This is a genomic window from Anoxybacillus pushchinoensis (genome assembly GCF_900111795.1).
Lineage (GTDB): Bacteria > Bacillota > Bacilli > Bacillales > Anoxybacillaceae > Anoxybacillus > Anoxybacillus pushchinoensis.
The window spans coordinates 1-16,151 of sequence record NZ_FOJQ01000029.1; the positions used below are offsets into that span (position 1 = coordinate 1).

Sequence of the window (16,151 nt, forward strand, 5' to 3'; positions counted from 1 at the left end):
CAAACAGGAGACATGGTTAAGGCTATTGTTCCAAGAGGAAAATACAAAGGCGTGTGGTTTGGTGAAGTGGCATGCAGGAAGACTGGAAATTTCGACATCAAAGGAAAAGACGGTAAACGTATCGCACAAGGAATCAGCTATAAATATATTCAAGTCATTCAGCGATTTGATGGATATACTTACAGAAAGGAGGAAGCGGAACTTGCACAAGGCGCAATTCCTCCCCGTGCCTAAAGGCAGGGGCTTCCTTGCGTGAGTTTCGTGAAAATGTAAAGTTGCATATCCCATTTCCGTTACATAGTATGTAAAAAAAGAAAATATTCAAAAAAAGACTTCAAAACGGAAGGGGTGCACGATATGCGAAAAACTGCCGATGGATTGAAAAGAATGGATGGAGAACGACGAATCAAAGTATTAAAGCTCGAAGTAGACTACGAATTAGCCACCCTTTATGAAGCGATGTTGGAAAATAACGAAGCGAAAAAAAATGAATGTAAACGAAAATTAGAAAAATTACGCCAAGAACTGATTCGTCTGTCGAAATGAAACGGGCGCGAGAAGAAGGCGGCAAGCGCCGCCTTTTCTACATAAGTATATGCAGGAGGATGAATATGTGGAACGAAATTGATCAACATATGCAGCATTGGATTCGCGAAGCAGGGGAGCGCATTCGAGATGCGTTCCAAACGAAACTAAACATCGAAACGAAGTCAAGTCCGTCCGATTTAGTTACAAACGTCGATCGGGAAATTGAACAATTTTTTATTGAGCGCATTCGCAAGACATATCCGACGCATCACGTTTTAGGGGAAGAAGGATTTGGCGATCAGCTCGAGGCGTTAGACGGCACCGTTTGGATCATTGATCCGATTGACGGGACGATGAATTTTGTCCACCAGCAGCGTCATTTCGCCATTTCAGTTGGGGTGTTTCACGATGGGGTAGGCATGCTCGGCTACATTTACGACGTCGCATTTGACGAACTGTACTATGCCCAAAAAGGAAAAGGGGCGTTTGTAAACGGTACGCCGCTTCCTCCGCTTGAGAAAACGACGCTTGATCGCTCCGTTATTTCATTAAATGCAACATGGGTGACGGAAAACCGCCGCATCGATCCGAATGTGCTTGCCCCGCTCGTAAAAAAAGCGCGCGGCACTCGCTCGTACGGTTCCGCTGCGCTCGAAATGGCGTACATTGCCGCTGGGAAGCTCGATGCGTACATTACGCTTCGTTTATCCCCTTGGGATATTGCAGGTGGCATGGTGATCGTTCAAGAAGTTGGCGGTGTCGTGACAAACTTGTACGGCGAACCGCTCAATATGATCGAAAAAAGTTCCGTATTCGTTTCTAAACCGGGATTGCACGAAGAAGTACTTTCGATTATTAAGCGCTAACTATCGCTCGTTAGCGCTTTTTCTTTTTTTTAGTGAAAAACTAAGCCCCATCACGCCAAAAAAGGCAATAAGAGAACCGACGATCGCTGGCACATGTCGATAAGCGATCGCAATGCCGGTGCCTATTAACGTTATCGTCGCAAGTAGCGCCATTATAAAAAAAAGCGGTTGAAATTTATTCATATGCTTTCCTCCTCTTTCCTTTAGATTACAACAAAACATTCCGCTTTTCTACTATGTTTGTGCTATAATAGACGCGCAATGTTGAAAAATAGGAGTTGAAACCATTGAGAAACGATATTCGCAACATCGCGATTATCGCGCACGTTGACCATGGAAAAACGACGTTAGTCGACCAATTGCTTCGCCAGTCCGGTACGTTTCGGGCGAACGAACAAGTAGAAGAACGGGCGCTTGATCGCAACGATCTTGAACGTGAACGAGGCATTACCATTTTAGCAAAAAATACAGCCATTCAATACAAAGGGACGCGCATTAACATTTTAGATACACCGGGACATGCGGACTTTGGCGGTGAAGTCGAGCGCATTATGCGGCTTGTCGATGGGGTGCTTCTCGTCGTCGATGCGTACGAAGGATGCATGCCGCAAACGCGATTCGTATTAAAAAAAGCGCTCGAACAAAACTTAACCCCGATTGTCGTCGTCAATAAAATTGACCGCGAATTTGCTCGACCGCACGAAGTTGTCGATGAAGTGCTCGATTTATTTATTGAGCTTGGCGCAACGGAAGATCAGCTTGAGTTTCCGGTCGTGTATGCTTCAGCGATTAACGGGACGGCAAGTTTAGATGCCGATAAACAAGATGATGATATGACAGCGCTATTTGAAACGATTGTTGAACATATTCCTGCCCCTATGGACAATAGCGATGAGCCGCTTCAATTTCAAGTGGCGCTTCTTGACTATAACGACTACGTCGGCCGAATCGGCATCGGGCGCATTTTCCGTGGGCGCATGCGAGTAGGGCAACAAGTGGCGCTCATGAAACTTGACGGATCAGTAAAAACGTTTCGCGTCACGAAACTGTTTGGCTTTCTCGGCTTAAAGCGCATCGAAATTGAAGAAGCGAAAGCTGGCGATTTAGTCGCCGTTTCCGGAATGGAAGATATTAACGTAGGTGAGACGGTATGTCCGCTCGACGTGCAAGAAGCGTTGCCGCCGCTTCGCATTGACGAGCCGACGTTGCAAATGACGTTTCTCGTCAATAATAGCCCATTTGCCGGACGTGAAGGGAAACATGTCACAGCGAGAAAAATTGAAGAGCGCCTTCGCCTCCAGTTAGAAACGGACGTATCGCTTCGCGTCGAACCGACCGATTCGCCAGATGCATGGATCGTGTCAGGTCGTGGGGAGCTTCATTTATCGATTTTAATTGAAAATATGCGCCGTGAAGGTTTTGAACTGCAAGTGTCGAAGCCGGAAGTGATTATGAAAGAAATCGATGGCGTCATGTGTGAGCCGGTTGAGCGCGTGCAAATTGATATTTCTGAAGAATATACAGGGGCGATTATGGAGTCGCTCGGTGCGCGCAAAGGGGAAATGGTCGATATGATCAACAACGGAAACGGGCAAGTGCGCCTTATTTTCCTCGTTCCTGCGCGCGGATTAATCGGGTATCGGTCAGAATTTATGTCGCTCACGCGCGGATACGGCATTTTAAACCATTCATTTGATAGCTATCAGCCGGTCATGGCAGGTCAAATTGGCGGCAGACATCAAGGTGTGCTCATTTCGATGGAAACAGGAAAAGCGACCGCTTACGGCATTATGCAAGTGGAGGATCGGGGCGTCATTTTCATCGAGCCGGGAACGGAAGTATATGAAGGGATGATCGTTGGCGAACATAGCCGCGACAACGATTTAGTCGTTAACGTATGCAAAACGAAGCACGTTACAAACGTCCGCTCTTCAACGAAAGAACAGACGGTGACGATGAAAAAACCGCGCCTCATGTCGTTAGAAGAAGCGCTCGAATATTTAAACGACGACGAATATTGCGAAGTAACGCCACAATCGATTCGCTTACGGAAAAAAATATTAGATAAAAACGAACGCGAAAAAATCGCGAAAAAGAAAAAACTCGCTGAACAAAAGAAGTAGGAGGAGTCGTCATGGATGTGATCGGTCGCTTGTCATTTTTCGCTTCGCTATATCACGTGCATGAACAACCGGAAAAAGGAATGTGGCTGCTATACGGAACGATTGTTGTGTTAGCAATTATCGTGTATCGTCTTGGCTTTGCCCGCGAGCTGCCACTATTAAAAAACGTTGTCATTTATACGCTACTTGTGCTCGGCTGTACGATTTTAACGTTTTTTGCTGTTTTTTTACCGGTGGCAGAAGGATTGCTTGTCGCAGCGGTCGTGTTAATCATTTATAAATGGCGATTGCGTCAAGAAAGGAAGGAGAGCGCATGAAGCTACAAGATGCGGTGTACAATTGGCTGACAATTAAAGTGGTTGCACATGCGCGCCCAGATGATACGGCAGCACAAGAGACGGAACAATTTTTTGCCGACTTGTTACGCGAGGATCATGCAGTTGAACAAATCGCATATACAAAAGAAGACGACGTCTATACTGTCACTTTTGCTGTGAACAATGAAGTGCGCACGTTTCGCTTTCCAGCGGAACTTGTTGAAACAATGCTTGATCAAATCAATCGCGAGCCAGAAAAATATATCAATTATGAATAAGCGCCCATGTCTCGTGCATGGTGCTTTTTCTTATTTTCATACATAGCTGTCGTCGCCCACCAATGTTGCAAAAGTTTTTGGGGGGACGACAGTATTTGACTTACCATTCCGTTTCATGTTTGCTCGAGCGGTAAAAGCGAAACTTGCCGGTTGCGAGCCGCTCTTTCGTTTTTCGCTCAATGCGTGCATAGCACGTTTCGCACATATATGTATGAATCGGCCGGTTGCGCAAACGTTTTGCAAACAGCGATTCATCGTTTAACGTATCTATTTTTTCACAAAGAATGCAACGTACTCTCATCGTCAAACCTCACATGTTTTTTGATAAATAGTATATCATATCATTTGAAAGTGTGTGAAAAAAAGGTATGATAAAAGCAAGGAGGGATGGATATGCCAAATGCGGTAGAACCGACATTAATTGAGCCGTTATTCCAATCGCTGCAAAAAGAACGATTTGTCATCGTATGCACGATCGACCATGAAACAGGTGCACCAAATACAAGTGCGATTTCATGGGTGTATGCCCCAACACCTGACCGATTGTATTTTGCGGTCGATCAACGTTCCCGAATCGTTGCGAACGTGCGTGCCAACAGCGCTATTTCCATCGTGCTCATCGCGAATGAGTCGACGTACTCCATTAGCGGAAAAGCGCATGTGAAAGTAGAAAAGCTAGAAAACGTTCCGCTCAAATTGGCTGTTATTCAAGTCGATATTGAAGAAGTGCGTGATGTCATGTTTTACGGAGCGAAAATTTCCGTTGAGCCGAAATATGAAAAAACGTACGATGCGCAAGCTGCTGCCAAGCTCGATCAACAAGTAATGAGCGCGTTAAAACAAGCATAAGCCGAGCGAGATCGCTCGGCTTATTTCATATGGTCGTTTGATTGCTCTTGTTGTTCGTTTTCTAACTGCTGCTGTTCCCCTTCATTTAGCTGCTTATCGTTTTGTCTTGTTGAGCGCGGATTTGTCGTTTGTAAAAAGTCGCTTGGAATTTCAGGCATGACGCGACCGACAATCGCCGCCAGTTCATCCATAAATCCTTGAATCGGCTTTCCTTTTTCTACTTGTTTTTGAATCGCTTTCAGCCGCTCATTTAAATCTGCATCGGCAATAACGATCGCGTTCGCCCCGTACGGATCTTTTTGCAAGCTTTCGACGACGGAATATTTTACTGTCCCGACGCGCGATGGATCAAGTTTTGCGTTCACGTCAATGCCTACTAACGCGTATTTTCCGACGACGAGAACGGTCGCATCGTTTACGTTCGGCACGCTGCTGGCAAGATCCGCAAGATGACGGGCAATTTGTTGTCCTGATTTATTGACAATTTGTTCGTTTGTCGTATTTTTTACATGAACGAGCGATTGGCGGTCATTTGGCTGCGCTTGCTGTCCGCAGGCGCTCGCAACAAGCAAAATAAAAACAATTATATATTTCAATCGTTCCACCCCTTTCCGTCTTTAACTTTATTTTGCGAAACTTCTTCTATCTTTATGCGTCCATTCATATATATATAAACAACAATCCCGTCCACCGACGGTCGTCAAGGGGGAGAAAACGTGAGCAAAAAAATATACGTATTAGATACAAACGTTCTTTTACAAGATCCGTATTCCATTTTTTCCTTTCAAGATAACGAAGTCGTCATCCCGGCTGTCGTATTAGAAGAAGTGGACTCGAAAAAACGATATATGGACGAAGTAGGACGAAACGCGCGCCAAGTGTCCAAACTCATTGATCAATTGCGCCAAAACGGCAAACTCCATGAAAAAATTCCGCTCCATAACGGCGGTGTGCTGCGCATTGAATTAAACCATCGCTCGTTTCACCAACTGCAAGAAATTTTCATTGAAAAAACGAACGACAATCGTATTTTGGCGGTCGCTAAAAATTTATTGCTTGAGGAGCAGACGAAAGAAAATGGCCGACCTGTCATTTTAGTGAGCAAAGATGCGCTCGTGCGCGTCAAAGCAGATGCGATCGGGCTTGAAGCAGAAGATTTTTTAAGCGATCGCGTCGTGGAAATTGACCATATTTACACCGGCTTTTTAGATTTGTACATAAGTTCAGATCATTTGGCGCGCTTTTATGAAAAAGGTGAGCTTGTGCTTGCTGAAATTACAAACCATCCGTTTTACCCGAATCAATTTATCGTTATGAAAGACGCGCTTGGCGGCTCTTCATCGGCGCTTGGCATTGTCGATCATACAGGAAAAAAAGTGCGCAAACTCGTGTTTCATTACGATCACATTTGGGGCATTCGTCCGCGCAACGTGCAACAAACGATGGCATGTGAGTTGCTGTTGCGCACCGATATTCCGCTCGTGACGCTCATCGGAAAAGCAGGCACAGGAAAGACGTTGCTTGCTTTAGCAGCGGGGTTGATGCAAACGGAAGATTTGCGGCTATATAAAAAGTTGCTCGTTGCTCGCCCAATCGTACCTGTCGGGAAAGATATCGGCTATTTGCCGGGGGAGAAGCAAGAAAAATTACGGCCGTGGATGCAGCCGATTTTCGATAACTTGCACTTTTTATTTGATACGAAAAAGCCGGGAGAACTCGATGCCATTTTATCAGGAATGGGTTCGATTGAAGTGGAGGCGCTCACATATATACGCGGACGAAGCATTCCGGAGCAGTTCATTATTATTGACGAAGCGCAAAATTTAACGAAACATGAAGTGAAAACGATTTTAACGCGCGTAGGGGAACGAAGTAAAATTGTGTTAATGGGTGACCCTGCCCAAATCGACCATCCGTATTTGGATGAATACAATAATGGGCTCACATACGTCGTTGAAAAATTTAAAGACCAAAAAGTCGCTGGACACGTGCGGTTAATTAAAGGAGAGCGTTCGTCGCTTGCGCAGCTTGCCGCCGATCTTTTATAAAGCGCGAAAAGAGGCGAAAAGCCTCTTTTTACTCGACGATAAACGCCCGCACGTGTGTGATCGGATTGCCGCGGTTCGAGCCATCGCCGAAATAAATATGGACAGGCCCGTCTTCTTTTAACGGCTTACCATCTTTTGAGAAACATAATAAAAGTTCGTATGCTTCCGCAATGGAAATGGTCGTATCACCGTGCTCTGTCACGATGACGACGCGCGCCGCGTCATCGTTCGGTTCGGCGTTGCGCAAAAACGGGGCAAACGGCATACCAAATGTGCCTGTCAATATTTTTTCTTTTTCAAATTGTTTTTCCGTCTGTAGCGTTGGTGGGGAGACAGCTCCCTCTTGAATTTCACGATCCCAATATGCTGAAATTTTTTGAATATCGTCCGTCTCTTTCTGTTGTGTTACTTCATCATTGTTTGTAAAATAAGTATGTACATCTACTTTTCGATCATCGAAAATCCATACGCTCGGATCGAGTGTAATTGTAAATTTCACGTTCCCTTTGATGACGATTACCATATTTATTCCCCCTATCTACCTTTCATTATATGATGAAAGCGCTTGTTTGTAAAATTGTACAGCAAGACGTCATGCTTGCATTTTTCTCGCATTCACGATAAGATGAAGGAACAGGAACGTACGGAACGGAGGGGTCAGCGTGACGCCTGAAGTGGCGATAAACTTTCGGGAAAGAGCCTATTCGCTATTGCAAGCGGATGCGGAAAAAATCGTCAAGCTCATTCAAGTACAAATGGATCATTTAACGATGCCGCAATGTCCGCTATACGAAGAAGTGTTAGATACGCAAATGTTCGGTTTGTCCCGTGAAATCGATTTTGCGATTCGGTTAGGTCTTGTCGATGAAAAAGACGGGAAGGCGATTTTAGACCGGCTTGAGCGCGAGCTTTCGGCATTGCATGAAGCGTGCACGAAAAAGAAGAAAAAATGACAAAAACTCAAACGAATTTCGTTTGGGTTTTTTCTATTTTGTAGTACAATGAGAGCAAAGAAGAAAAGGGAAGATGGAGTATATGCGTTTGAAAACGTTCGTCAAATACCATGATTATCCGCTCATCCTCGCGGTATGTTTATTATCGTTGTTCGGGCTTGTGATGGTATATAGCGCAAGCATGATTACAGCGGTCGTCCGCTTTCATACTCCAAGCGATTATTTTTTCCAAAAGCAAAAATGGGCATGGATGATCGGGGCGTGCATGTTTGTGCTCACGGCTTTCATTCCGTACAAACATTATGCGCGCAAAAAGTTTTTGCAATTTATTTTTTTTGCGATGCCGATGCCGCTCCTTTACGTCCTTTTATTTGGACATACAGCAAACAACGCGACGAGCTGGATTAAAATCGGTCTCATTCGCGTTCAGCCAGCTGAATTTGCGAAAATCGGTTTAATTATTTACTTAAGCGGCGTCTTAGCTAACAAGCAAAAAAAATTGCTTACATCGCCACAAGAAGCGCTCTTTCCCATTTATTATATGCTGTTTATTTGCTTGCTTATTTTTCTTCAACCAGACGCTGGAACAATGCTCATTATCGTTGCGATTTGTTTAACAATTATTCTTTCGTCAGCAACAAGCAAATGGCTATTAATTAAACAAGGCGTATTATTCGGGATTGTTTTTCTCTTATCCCTTCCGTTCATATATGATAAAGTTTTTACTGAAGTGCGCAAGGCGCGGCTGTACAGCTTTTTAGATCCGTTTGCATACGCACAAAAAGAAGGATATCAACTCATTAACTCATATTTCGCAATCGCAAACGGGGGACTAAAAGGTCTCGGTCTTGGACAAGGCATTCAAAAATACGGCTATTTGCCAGAAGCGCATACCGACTTTATTATGGCAGTCATCGCAGAGGAGCTTGGTTTATTCGGCGTTTCATTCGTCCTTATTTTACTATCGTTTATCGTATTGCGCGGCTTTGTCATTGCAAGGAGATGTCCAGATGCGTTCGGCAGTTTATTAGCTATCGGTATTTCCGCAATGATCGGCATTCAAGCGTTCATTAATCTCGGTGGGGTGACAGGTATTATCCCGCTTACAGGGGTGCCGCTTCCGTTTGTCAGCTACGGCGGATCGTCGCTCGTTTTACTTATGATGTCTGCAGGCGTGCTTGCGAACATTTCCGCTGTCACAACGTATGAACAAAAACATAAAACGAAGAAAGAAAACAATATTCAAAAAAATGATATTTCTTTTTTGTAATCCTATTTACAAATACAGAAAATTCGTTATAGTTTTTATTATGAACGATAGGGGGGAGGATGCATAATGAGGCGTATTCAAAAAGTACTTGTTGCAAACCGTGGGGAAATTGCGATTCGCGTGTTTCGCGCGTGCAACGAGCTCGGCATTCGCACCGTTGCGATTTACTCGCGCGAAGATGCCGGATCGTATCATCGCTACAAAGCGGATGAAGCGTATTTAGTTGGGGAAGGAAAAAAGCCGATTGAAGCTTATTTAGACATTGAAGGGATCATCGAGATTGCTAAAATGCATGATGTAGATGCTATTCATCCGGGCTACGGCTTTTTATCGGAAAACATCGAATTTGCGAAACGATGTGAAGAGGAAGGTATCATTTTTATCGGACCGCGCCAACAACATTTAGATATGTTCGGCGATAAAGTGAAAGCGCGCCACCAAGCGAAACAAGCGGGCATTCCGGTTATTCCGGGAAGCGATGACCCTGTGCAAAGCTTGGAGGACGTGTTGCGCTTTGGTGAGACATACGGTTATCCGATGATCATTAAAGCTGCGTTAGGCGGCGGCGGTCGTGGGATGCGCATCGTTCGTTCGCAAGCGGAAGTGAAAGAAGCGTACGAGCGCGCCAAATCAGAGGCGAAAGCGGCATTTGGTAGCGATGAAGTATATGTCGAAAAATTAATCGAACGTCCAAAACATATTGAAGTACAAATTTTAGGTGATGCATACGGCAATATTGTTCACTTATACGACCGAGATTGCTCGGTGCAGCGTCGCCATCAAAAAGTCGTTGAAGTAGCGCCAAGCGTGTCGCTCTCGAAGGAGCTTCGCGAAGAAATTTGTGAAGCGGCAGTAAAATTGATGAAAAACGTGCAATACGTGAACGCAGGGACGGTTGAGTTTCTCGTTTCTGGCGATGAATTTTACTTTATTGAAGTCAACCCGCGCATTCAAGTCGAACATACGATTACGGAAATGATTACAGGCGTCGACATCGTTCAAGCGCAAATTTTAATTGCGGAAGGACATGCGCTACATAGTGAAAAAGTTGGTATTCCAAAGCAAGAGCAAATTTTTGTTCACGGCTATGCGATTCAATCGCGCGTGACAACGGAAGATCCGTTAAATAACTTCATGCCAGATACAGGAAGAATTATGGCGTATCGTTCCGGCGGCGGCTTCGGCGTCCGTTTAGATGCAGGAAATAGCTTTCAAGGGGCGATCATTACGCCATATTACGATTCGTTATTAGTTAAAGTGACGACGTGGGCGCTCACGTTTGAACAAGCGGCGGCAAAAATGTTGCGCAACTTGCGCGAGTTTCGTATTCGCGGCATTAAAACGAATATTCCGTTTTTAGAAAACGTCGTTCAACATCCGAAGTTTCTAAAAGGCGAATATGATACGTCATTTATTGATACGACGCCGGAGCTATTTATTTTCCCGAAACGAAAAGACCGCGGAACGAAAATGTTGTCGTATATCGGAACGGTGACAGTCAACGGCTTTCCGGGCATCGGGAAAAAGAAAAAGCCGGTGTTTGACCCTCCTCGCATCCCGAAAGTGAACTATATCGAACCGATGCCGAAAGGGACGAAACATATTTTAGATGAGCATGGCGCGGACGGGCTTGTGCGATGGATTAAAGAGCAAAACCGTGTATTGCTTACGGATACGACGTTTCGTGATGCTCATCAATCGCTGTTAGCGACGCGCGTGCGCACAAACGATTTGTTGCGCATTGCTGAGCCGACCGCACGCTTATGGCCGCAGCTCTTCTCGATGGAAATGTGGGGTGGGGCGACGTTCGATGTCGCGTATCGCTTCTTAAAAGAAGACCCGTGGGAGCGGCTCATTCAATTGCGTGAAAAAATTCCAAACGTCCTGTTTCAAATGTTGCTTCGTGCGTCGAATGCTGTCGGATATAAAAACTATCCAGACAACGTCATTCGCGAGTTTGTTGCTAAATCAGCCGAAGCAGGGATTGACGTGTTCCGCATTTTCGACAGCTTAAACTGGGTGAAAGGAATGACGGTTGCGATCGATGCGGTACGTCAAACAGGAAAAGTTGCTGAAGCAGCTATTTGCTATACGGGTGATATTTTTGACCCAGCTCGTACAAAATATAACCTCGACTACTATAAAAACTTAGCGAAAGAGCTTGAACAAGCTGGCGCCCACATTTTAGCCATTAAAGATATGGCAGGGCTATTAAAGCCGCAAGCTGCCTATACGTTTATTTCTGCTTTGAAAGAAGTAGTCGACATTCCGATTCATTTGCATACGCACGATACGAGCGGAAACGGCATTTACACGTACGCGAAAGCGATCGAGGCAGGAGTCGATATTGTCGACGTAGCGGTAAGTGCGATGGCTGGTTTAACGTCACAGCCGAGCGCCAACACGCTTTATTATGCGCTTGAAGGGACGGAACGCGCACCGGAAGTCGACATTGCATCGCTTGAAAAACTATCGCGCTATTGGGAAGATGTGCGCAAATATTACGCCGATTTTGAGAGCGGCATGAACGCGCCGCATACGGAAGTGTATATGCACGAAATGCCGGGCGGACAATATAGTAACTTACAACAACAAGCGAAAGCGGTCGGTTTAGGTGACCGCTGGGACGAAGTAAAAGAAATGTATCGTCGCGTCAACGATTTATTTGGCGACATCGTGAAAGTGACGCCATCGTCTAAAGTTGTCGGCGATATGGCGTTATATATGGTGCAAAACAATTTGACGGAACAAGATATTTATGAGCGTGGGGAGACGCTTGATTTTCCTGATTCGGTTGTTGAACTGTTTGAAGGATATCTCGGTCAGCCGCACGGCGGATTCCCAGAAACGTTGCAGCGCATCATTTTAAAAGGGCGCGAACCGATTACCGTTCGTCCTGGAGAGCTGTTAGAGCCTGTCGATTTTGAAAAGGTACGGGAAGAACTGTATCATCTCACCCAGCGCGAAGTGACAGACTACGACGTGCTCGCTTATGCGCTATATCCGAAAGTGTTCGTTGAATATGCGCGCACCGTTGAGCAGTTTGGGGATGTATCTGTTTTGGATACGCCGACGTTTTTATACGGCATGCGCCTTGGTGAAGAAATTGAAGTTGAAATTGAGAGAGGGAAAACGTTAATCGTCAAACTCGTCTCCATCGGTCAGCCGCAAGCGGACGGTACGCGAATCGTATACTTTGAATTAAACGGTCAACCGCGCGAAATAGTCATTAAAGATGAAAGCATTAAAACAACAGTTGTCGCGCGCGTGAAAGCCGATCGCAACAATCCGAACCATATTGCTGCGACGATGCCGGGAACGGTCGTAAAAGTGCTCGTTGAAAAAGGGGAAAAGGTGAAAAAGGGCGATCACCTCATGATTACGGAAGCGATGAAAATGGAAACGACAGTGCAAGCGCCGTTTTCAGGTGTCGTTAAAGACATTTACGTTCAAGGCGGCGACGCCATTCAAACGGGCGATTTGTTAATTGAATTAGCGGAAAAATAAAAGAACGAGGCTTGCCTCGTTCTTTTATTTTAGAGCGGTAGATGGCACGTCGTGCTCTTTTTTACTGCGCGTCGCCAATAGCACAAAATAGCTAAGCACACCGAACAAACATGAGATGAAAAACGCATGGGCTAGAGAGATGTATAAATTTAGTCCCGTAAAGACGACGAGCGCTCCTGTTACAACTTGGCAGGTGACGAGAACGAGCGCGATTAGCCATCCCCAGTATATGACAGGCTGATGTTTATACCGTTTCACAGCATATATCGTCGCCCACAAAATCCAAATGAACAACAGTCCAGCTGCAAATCGGTGTCCCATTTGTATCCATTCATGTAATTGCGTTGGGAATAAGCGTGTTTGTGCACAAAATGGCCAACTTGGACACGCTAGACTTGCATGTTTGTGGCGAACGAGCGCCCCTGTATAGACGACGATGTAGCAGTACACGATAATGCCGTAAATATGAACTTTCATCGTACGATCAAGCACGACGGACGCGGCATCAAATTTTTTATCGACTTCAAAAATAAATAGCGTCAATAAAAAGACGGCAGCAAATGAAATTAACGAAATGCCAAAATGAAGCGCGAGGACAACGGGAGATTGCCCCCATACGACCGCAGCTGCTCCAATGAGTCCTTGTAAAACGAGGAAGACGAACGAAACGATGGCTAAAAATTTCGTTTCACGAATGTGACCGATCGCTTTCCATGCCCAAACGGATAAAATGAGCACCATCAGTCCGACGACAGCGGAGACGACGCGATGACTTAATTCAATTAAAAGCTCAGCCGTAATGTTCGATGGAATGAGTTCGCCATGGCATAGCGGCCATGAGCGTCCGCATCCTAGACCTGATCCCGTTTTCGTCACAAGTGCGCCGCCGATTAAAACGAAAAGCATGCCGATTGTTGTCGTTACTGCAAACCATTTCAAAAGCCGTTGCAATGTATCCACTTCCTTAACATAAAATTTTATATAGCAAATATCTAGTAAAAACTGTATAATAAAAATGGGAAATACGTACAAAAAAATTCTATTCTCATATTAGCGGAAAATGTCGAAAAGCGCAAAGTTTTATTATTTTACAATATAGCAAACGTGACAAATGTAGTTGAATATTTGGACGGAGTTTTCTAGAAATATAAGAGAGGCTATTTTTTAACGTCTTCATTGTAGCAATATCATTTTGACACAAATTCGACACAATTAAGACAAAAAAAGTTCACAATTTGATGGAGAAATGTGCTTTAATATACGGAGACGACATATCGTTATCGTGTATATAATGGAAACGCCTTCAAAGGCATTAAGAGAGGAGTAGCGGCAGATGGCGGATGTAGTCAAAAATGTAAAAACGACAAAAATACAAACAGGTGTTTTAAAAGATGTGTTGGCGGTCGTTAAAATTGGCATCGTCAATTCCAATTTAATTACGACATTTACGGGACTTTGGTTAGCCCTTCATTTTACTGGGAAAGGTTTTTTAAGCAACTTGCATACGGTGTTTTTTGCGCTCATTGGATCTGCGCTCGTCATTGCAGGTTCATGTGCGTTAAATAATTTCATTGATCGCGATATTGATCATTTGATGGAGCGGACAAAAGGTCGCCCGACGGTAAGCGGAAGCGTAGAGCCGAAGCGCGTACTCTGGTTTGGCATTCTTCTTGTCGCGGCCGGTACGATCAGTTTGCTTATGACGACTGTCACCGCCGCCATCATTGGATTAGTTGGCGTCGTGACGTACGTCTTTTTATATACGATGTGGTCGAAAAGAAGCAATACGTTCAATACGGTCATCGGAAGCGTCTCTGGCGCAGTTCCGCCCGTCATTGGCTGGACAGCGATTGATGATGCGTTCCACATCGTTCCGGTTATTTTATTTTTACTTATGTTTTTATGGCAGCCGCCGCACTTTTTAGCGCTTGCGATGAGGCGGTGTGAAGAGTATCGTGCAGCGGGCATTCCGATGTTGCCGGTCGTTCACGGATTTGAAGTGACAAAGCGGCAAATCGTCATTTGGATCGTGGCGCTATTGCCGTTGCCGTTTTACTTATTTTCACTAGGCGTTCCGTTTATGGTTATCGCCACGCTATTAAATGTCGGTTGGTTAGCGCTTGGATTAGCAGGCTTTAAGATGAAAGATGATATGAAATGGGCGAAATGGATGTTCATTTATTCATTGAATTATTTAACGATTTTGTTCGTGACGATGGTCATTGTCACCATTGATTAAAAGGTTTACAATTCTTTCTTTTTGTAAAGAAAGAATGTATATATTTCACTTTACTTCATAATCGAAAGAGGGGTTTGATTAGGCTATGAAAAAGTGGCTACGAAATTGGCGCTTGGTTTCTCTTATCTCCGCCATGGCGCTTTTGCTAGCTGGTTGCGGCAAGCCGTTTTTATCGACGCTTCAACCAGCAGGAGAAGTAGCTGACATGCAGTACGACCTTATGCTGCTCAGCACGGCCATCATGGTCATCGTCATTGCGGTTGTAACGATCATCTTCCTTTACGTTGTGACTCGCTTCCGTCGCCGTAAAGGGGAGGAAAACAAAATTCCAAAACAAGTGGAAGGAAGCCATACGCTTGAAATCATTTGGACAGTTATTCCGATTATTTTACTAATCATTCTAGCTGTTCCAACGGTTTTATACACGTTTAAGCTTGCGGATGTAAAACCGATGAACAAAAAAGAGCGCGACGTCGTTGTCGTCAACGTTCGTGCGAACTTGTACTGGTGGGAGTTTGAGTACCCGGATTATGGCATTATTACAAGCCAAGATTTAGTTGTTCCAACAGACGAACGCGTGTATTTCAACTTAAAAGCTTCCGACGTCAAGCACTCGTTCTGGATTCCAGCGGCTGGAGGAAAAATGGATACAAATACAGATAATACAAACCAATTTTTCCTTACATTTGATGAAAAACGCGCCGAAGAGGCAGGGCGTCTATTTTACGGGAAATGTGCGGAGCTTTGCGGCCCGTCACATGCATTGATGGACTTTAAAGTAAAGGCCATTCCTCGCGCTGAGTTTGATCAATGGGTAGAAAAAATGAAAAATGCAAAGCCTGTTGCTTCAACAGATCCAGTTGTGCAACGAGGAGAAGAAATTTTCAATAAAAGCTGTATTGGCTGTCATGCTGTCACACCAATTGATGGTCGTCCTGAACAAGCGCGCATCGCGCCAAACTTAGCGGACTTTGCAGATCGTTCTCGCATTGCGGGTATTTTAGAACATAATGAAGAAAACTTAAAAGCTTGGTTAAAAGACCCAGAAAAAATTAAGCCAGGCAACAAAATGACAGATACTTATCCAGCATTATCTGATGAAGAGTTAGAAGCGTTAACAAAATACTTAATGACATTGTCTGTTGAGTAAGGGGATTATTGATAAAGGGAGGT

General features: G+C 44.7%; 17 protein-coding genes and 1 pseudogene. 13 read left to right on the top strand and 5 right to left on the bottom strand.

Annotated features, from left to right (window positions below):
* The 3 genes and pseudogenes from BM213_RS08890 to BM213_RS08900 all read left to right on the top strand — a co-directional run.
* Positions 1-234: pseudogene (locus tag BM213_RS08890) on the top strand (RNA-guided endonuclease IscB); the annotation flags it as partial.
* Between the two features lie 123 nt (positions 235-357).
* Complete coding sequence (locus tag BM213_RS08895; RefSeq protein ID WP_003395191.1) at positions 358-546, top strand: hypothetical protein; 189 nt, start codon at positions 358-360, stop codon at positions 544-546.
* A gap of 65 nt (positions 547-611) precedes the next feature.
* The gene (locus BM213_RS08900; protein ID WP_091703160.1) at positions 612-1,394 is read left to right on the top strand and encodes an inositol monophosphatase family protein; all 783 of its coding nucleotides are present in this window, start codon (positions 612-614) and stop codon (positions 1,392-1,394) included.
* Here BM213_RS08900 and BM213_RS08905 read toward each other — a convergent pair whose 3' ends face one another.
* The gene (locus BM213_RS08905; RefSeq protein WP_064220898.1) at positions 1,395-1,577 is read right to left on the bottom strand and encodes a DUF5325 family protein; all 183 of its coding nucleotides are present in this window, start codon (positions 1,575-1,577) and stop codon (positions 1,395-1,397) included.
* Positions 1,578-1,681: 104 nt separating this feature from the next.
* Between BM213_RS08905 and typA the strand changes: the two genes are divergently transcribed.
* Genes typA through BM213_RS08920 form a run of 3 tightly spaced genes read left to right on the top strand, consistent with a single transcriptional unit; the run spans position 1,682 to position 4,112 of the window.
* On the top strand, positions 1,682-3,517 hold the full coding sequence (typA, locus tag BM213_RS08910; RefSeq protein ID WP_091703163.1) for a translational GTPase TypA: 1,836 nt from the start codon (positions 1,682-1,684) through the stop codon (positions 3,515-3,517).
* An 11-nt stretch (positions 3,518-3,528) separates the two neighbouring features.
* Positions 3,529-3,834: a YlaH-like family protein gene (locus BM213_RS08915; RefSeq protein ID WP_091703165.1), complete on the top strand. Its 306-nt coding sequence runs from the start codon at positions 3,529-3,531 to the stop codon at positions 3,832-3,834.
* On the top strand, positions 3,831-4,112 hold the full coding sequence (locus tag BM213_RS08920; RefSeq protein WP_091703168.1) for a hypothetical protein: 282 nt from the start codon (positions 3,831-3,833) through the stop codon (positions 4,110-4,112). Before BM213_RS08915 ends, BM213_RS08920 begins: the two co-directional genes overlap by 4 nt.
* Before the next feature lie 100 nt (positions 4,113-4,212).
* Here the strand turns inward: BM213_RS08920 and BM213_RS08925 are convergent, their stop codons facing one another.
* Positions 4,213-4,413, bottom strand: coding sequence for a YlaI family protein (locus BM213_RS08925; protein ID WP_091703170.1), 201 nt, complete (start codon positions 4,411-4,413; stop codon positions 4,213-4,215).
* A 92-nt stretch (positions 4,414-4,505) separates the two neighbouring features.
* On the opposite strand from BM213_RS08925, the gene BM213_RS08930 reads away from it, so the two are divergent.
* Positions 4,506-4,961 carry a pyridoxamine 5'-phosphate oxidase family protein gene (locus BM213_RS08930; protein ID WP_091703173.1) on the top strand — a complete coding sequence of 152 codons (456 nt, stop codon included), beginning with the start codon at positions 4,506-4,508 and terminating at the stop codon, positions 4,959-4,961.
* Between the two features lie 20 nt (positions 4,962-4,981).
* Here BM213_RS08930 and BM213_RS08935 read toward each other — a convergent pair whose 3' ends face one another.
* Positions 4,982-5,566: a YhcN/YlaJ family sporulation lipoprotein gene (locus tag BM213_RS08935; RefSeq protein ID WP_091703177.1), complete on the bottom strand. Its 585-nt coding sequence runs from the start codon at positions 5,564-5,566 to the stop codon at positions 4,982-4,984.
* 111 nt (positions 5,567-5,677) lie between these two features.
* Here BM213_RS08935 and BM213_RS08940 point away from each other — a divergent pair, with 111 nt between their 5' ends.
* Positions 5,678-7,009, top strand: coding sequence for a PhoH family protein (locus BM213_RS08940; RefSeq protein ID WP_003395173.1), 1,332 nt, complete (start codon positions 5,678-5,680; stop codon positions 7,007-7,009).
* A 28-nt stretch (positions 7,010-7,037) separates the two neighbouring features.
* Here BM213_RS08940 and BM213_RS08945 read toward each other — a convergent pair whose 3' ends face one another.
* The gene (locus BM213_RS08945; RefSeq protein ID WP_091703180.1) at positions 7,038-7,532 is read right to left on the bottom strand and encodes a molybdopterin-binding protein; all 495 of its coding nucleotides are present in this window, start codon (positions 7,530-7,532) and stop codon (positions 7,038-7,040) included.
* A 139-nt stretch (positions 7,533-7,671) separates the two neighbouring features.
* Here BM213_RS08945 and BM213_RS08950 point away from each other — a divergent pair, with 139 nt between their 5' ends.
* The 3 genes from BM213_RS08950 to pyc all read left to right on the top strand — a co-directional run bounded on the left by BM213_RS08950 (position 7,672) and on the right by pyc (position 12,739).
* Complete coding sequence (locus BM213_RS08950) at positions 7,672-7,962, top strand: Fpa/YlaN family protein (RefSeq protein ID WP_003395168.1); 291 nt, start codon at positions 7,672-7,674, stop codon at positions 7,960-7,962.
* 73 nt (positions 7,963-8,035) lie between these two features.
* Positions 8,036-9,232 (top strand): FtsW/RodA/SpoVE family cell cycle protein, encoded by a 1,197-nt coding sequence (locus BM213_RS08955; RefSeq protein WP_091703183.1) that lies wholly within the window; start codon positions 8,036-8,038, stop codon positions 9,230-9,232.
* Positions 9,233-9,298: 66 nt separating this feature from the next.
* Positions 9,299-12,739, top strand: a complete 3,441-nt coding sequence (pyc, locus tag BM213_RS08960) for a pyruvate carboxylase (RefSeq protein ID WP_091703186.1) — start codon at positions 9,299-9,301, stop codon at positions 12,737-12,739.
* 24 nt (positions 12,740-12,763) lie between these two features.
* Here the strand turns inward: pyc and BM213_RS08965 are convergent, their stop codons facing one another.
* Positions 12,764-13,690: a COX15/CtaA family protein gene (locus tag BM213_RS08965; protein WP_167357393.1), complete on the bottom strand. Its 927-nt coding sequence runs from the start codon at positions 13,688-13,690 to the stop codon at positions 12,764-12,766.
* Between the two features lie 382 nt (positions 13,691-14,072).
* Between BM213_RS08965 and cyoE the strand changes: the two genes are divergently transcribed.
* A complete protein-coding gene (gene cyoE, locus BM213_RS08970) occupies positions 14,073-14,978 on the top strand; it encodes a heme o synthase (protein ID WP_091703189.1) in 906 nt (301 codons plus the stop codon).
* 85 nt (positions 14,979-15,063) lie between these two features.
* Positions 15,064-16,128, top strand: coding sequence for a cytochrome c oxidase subunit II (coxB, locus tag BM213_RS08975; RefSeq protein ID WP_091703192.1), 1,065 nt, complete (start codon positions 15,064-15,066; stop codon positions 16,126-16,128).
* Positions 16,129-16,151 lie beyond the last annotated feature (23 nt).